Here is a 3,757-nt window from a genome sequence, read left to right as displayed (position 1 = left end):
CATCGCCATCACCTACCGCGCCATCGGCACCTCCCGCAAAACCCGGCGGGACCTACCGGAGCAGGCCCGCGAGATCGGACAGCGCCTGCAAGGCGTGCTGTCCCAACTGGCCCGCGCGGGACTGCCGGCCACGCCGTTGCAGGCGTGGGAGGTGCTGGGGCTGGTGCGGTCTCGCTACGACTTGGCAGCTCAACGCGACATCGAAGCCGCGGGCCCGGCGATCACCAAAACGCAGTCGTGGGACTCGGTGGGTCCGATCGCGCACGAGGACCGCTGGGACCATCTGGTGCACGACGGCGCGCGGTCGATCACCTGGGAAATGGACGCCCCACCGCGGGGCGCGGTGCTGGAAACCGGTCTGGAGGAGTTGCTGCGCCCGCGCTCCGATGTGCCACGCAAGCGGGTCGCGATCGTGTACCGCCTGCATTCGGCGGCCGAGGCCACCGACATCGTTGACGCCGACTTCCGGGACGCTTTGGCCGCCGAGCAGACCGAACGCGGCATCGCCTCGGCCGCCGCGTCCATCCGCGTCGACAACACCCGCGCCGCCCGCCAGGAACAAGCCCGCGGCGCCGGCCTCACCCGATTCGGGGTCCTGGTCACCGTCACCGACGTCCTCGACGCCGACCTGCCCGGCATCGAAACCTCGGTACGCACGATGACCGCGGCGTCGCGGCTGCGGGTGCGCCGCTGCTACGGCGCCCAAGCCGCCGCCTTCGCCGCCTCCCTCGGCATCGGCCTGATCCTGCCCGAGCACACCTCGATCTCGAAGCGGTTCAGCGCATGAATATCCGAGACCGCAAAAGCACGATCCGTCCGGCGCGGACGGCAAAGATGGCAGGGATTCGTGTGCTGACTCCACAGGCGCGTGCGAAGGAGGAAACGGCTGCTGCCGGTCGCGGCCTGGCCGCCGTGCGCGCTCGCTGGGCTCTGTCGAGTGACGATCACCGCCGCGCCACTGCCGCTCGGAGAGCAGAAGATTCGGTCCGTGACGGATTCGCGGTGTCCATGGCGAGTTTCACCGACCGCGGGTACCGCGGTGTCGGTGGAGGCCGCGCAACGGTAGTCCCGGCGACACCGGAATGGCGGGCGACGACGGTGCAGGTGGCCGGATTGTGGCCCTTCGCGGTCGGAGCGACCGCCCCGGTGGTGGGCTGTCCGGTCGGTTCGCATTTCGTGACCGGAGCGCCGGTGCATTTCGATCCGATGTCGTGGTTCGCCCGCGGATTCATCACCGCACCGATCGCATTCGTGTTGGCGCTCAACGGCTTCGGAAAATCCTCGTTGATCCGCCGCCTCGCGACGGGTGCGGTCGCGGCCGGGGAAACGGTGCTGTGCATGGGCGACACGAAACCCGACTACCGCGACCTCGTCGAAGCATTGGGCGGGCAGGTCGTCGACCTCGGTTACGGGCACGGCAGCATCAACCCCCTCGCCGTCGGCGCCCTCGGCACCATCATCGACCGACTCCCGGATCCGGATCAGCGCCGCCAGGTCGCCGCGCGAGTGGAAGCCGGGCAGGTCAACATCGTCGCCGGGCTGATCGAGCTGGTCCGCGGCTCCCGCGTCGCCGACTACGAAGAAACACTCATCGCCGCCAGCCTGCGCGAACTCTACAGTCCCGCTGGAGGATTCACCCCGCAGCGGCCGCCGCGGCTGTCGGATCTGCTGGCCACGATCTCCGGCGGCGCGCAGCGGTTGCGGCAGTTCGCCGAGGAAGACGACGATGTCGCGTTCCGGGCCGCGACCAAAGTGTTGCGCCGTTCGCTGCGCGCGGTGATCGAAGGCCCGTGGGGCCAGATCTTCGACCGGCAAACCAGCACACCCCTGGACCTGAACAGCCCCGCGGTCTGCATCGATGTGTCCCGCATCCCTGAAGGCGACACGAAACTGCTGGCGGCGGTGCTGATGGTGTGCTGGAGCGAGGGCTTCGGCGCGGTCGCCGCCGCCCATGCGCTGGCCGACGCCGCTCTCGCGGCCCCGCGCACGTTCGAGGTCGTCATGGACGAGATCTGGCGCGTGCTGGGTGCGGGTGAGTTCATGGTCGACCGCGTCGATGCGCTGACCCGGTTGAACCGGCCGCTGGGCACCGGGTTGATCATGTGCAGCCACACCATCAAAGACCTCGCCGCCTTCGACTCCGCCGCGGCGCAAGCCAAAGCCCTCGGCTTCTTCGAACGCGCCCGAGCCAAGATCATCGGCCCCGTCGGGCCGGAAGAGATCGAACGACTCCGCGCCGCGGTATCGATCACCGACACCGAAAAGTTGCTGGTCACCTCCTGGGCCGCGCCCCGGCCACCGACCGACGATCACCTCGACAACACCGGCGCGCGCGAAACACCGCCCGGCACAGGATGTTTCCTGCTCAAGACCGGAGAAGCCGATGCACCCGGCATCCCGTTCCGCATGACCTTCACCCCCACCGAGCGCGCCCGCGACATCCACAACACCAACCGCCGCTTCTCCCACCTCACCGGCGGAAACAACGATCGTCCGCGGCCTCCGTTCCAGGCCGAGGTCCTCGGGGTCGGGGAGGACGGCGATGGGTGATGTCTTCCAGAACCCTCCTCGCAGGCATCGTGTGCCTTCCCATCGCGTTGATCCTTTTCCTGGCCTTGCTGGTCGGAATACAGCCCGCGGACTCGTGTGCGACGCCAGTGCTAGATGGGGGAGTGGCGGGCTCGACCGGTCAATCGCTGGCGGGGTTGAACGAGCGGCAGTTGGAGCTGGCGCGCAACGGTGTGGCGATCGGCAAGCAACGCCGAGCTCCGGAGTCGGTGATCATCGCCGAACTGGTGGCGATGATCACCGAATCGACGTTGCGGAACCTTGCGAACTCCAACGTCCCGGAATCGTTGAACTACCCCAACGACGGCGTCGGCGCCGACCACGATTCGGTGGGCCCGCACCAGATGCGGGTCAGCGTCTGGGGAAGCGCGGGGATCGCCACGCTGATGAACGCGATCTATCAGATCAACTGGTTCTACAACCAAGCCGCCACCATCCCCGGCGCCGCTTCGATGACCTCGGCCGAACTCGCCCAGGCAGTCGAGGTGTCCGCACCGAACGCCTATGCCGGACAACTGGACCTGGCCCGACGCCTCTACGCGATGTTCGCCGATATCGACCCAGCGGCCGTGCCCACCCTCGCGCCAGGACAACCGGCTCGCGGATGTGGACCCGGTTCGGGATCCTCCGGCGCGCCGGTGCCGGCCAGTGGGTTCGGGCAGGCGGTCGTGGCCGCGGCGCAGCGGTGGATCGGTACCCCGTACGTGTGGGGTGGGGGAGACGCCGATGGGCCGACGGGCGGCGGGTTCGACTGCTCCGGGTTGACGTTGTACGCGATCTACCAGGCCTCAGGCGGTCGAATCCGGTTGCCGCACTACACCCAGGCCCAACAAGACTCACCGGCCGGGCAGATCGTCGCGTTCGATCAGCGGCAACCCGGGGACCTGATCTTCTTCACAACCCCCGGCGAGAGCGATTCCCACCATGTCGCCGTGTACGCGGGCCGCGACGCCGGCGGCACGGACCTGGTCATCCACGCCCCCCAAACCGGCCAAACCGTCACCACCGCCCCGCTCGCCCGAGTCGCCGGAACCGACCACCTCGACATCCGCCGCTACAGCACACCACCACCACAACCCCGAACCCCCACGGCGGAGGAGGGAAAACAACTGTGACACCGAATAATTCGCGTCGACGACGTAAGGCTCGGTCCGTCCGTGGACGTCCTACACCTCCGTCATCGAAGCGT

At 68.3% G+C, this 3,757-nt stretch carries 3 protein-coding genes; all 3 read left to right on the top strand.

What is annotated here, in order from left to right:
- A partial coding sequence (locus tag NA3_RS37925; protein ID WP_369689792.1) for an SCO6880 family protein occupies window positions 1-787 on the top strand: 787 nt, incomplete at its 5' end.
- Window positions 788-1,008: 221 nt separating this feature from the next.
- A complete protein-coding gene (locus tag NA3_RS38985) occupies window positions 1,009-2,550 on the top strand; it encodes a putative type IV secretion/conjugal transfer ATPase (RefSeq protein WP_062969167.1) in 1,542 nt (513 codons plus the stop codon).
- A 122-nt stretch (window positions 2,551-2,672) separates the two neighbouring features.
- A complete protein-coding gene (locus NA3_RS34935; RefSeq protein ID WP_227994915.1) occupies window positions 2,673-3,683 on the top strand; it encodes a C40 family peptidase in 1,011 nt (336 codons plus the stop codon).
- Window positions 3,684-3,757 lie beyond the last annotated feature (74 nt).

This window comes from Nocardia africana NBRC 100379 (assembly GCF_001612635.1).
Classification (GTDB): Bacteria; Actinomycetota; Actinomycetes; order Mycobacteriales; family Mycobacteriaceae; genus Nocardia; species Nocardia africana.
This window is presented reverse-complemented; position numbering and strand designations above follow the sequence as displayed.

Bases quoted from the DNA above. Each gene is read 5' to 3' on its own strand.
- NA3_RS38985 (WP_062969167.1), top strand. From the start codon at position 1,009: ATGGCGAGTTTCACCGACCGCGGGTACCGCGGTGTCGGTGGAGGCCGC.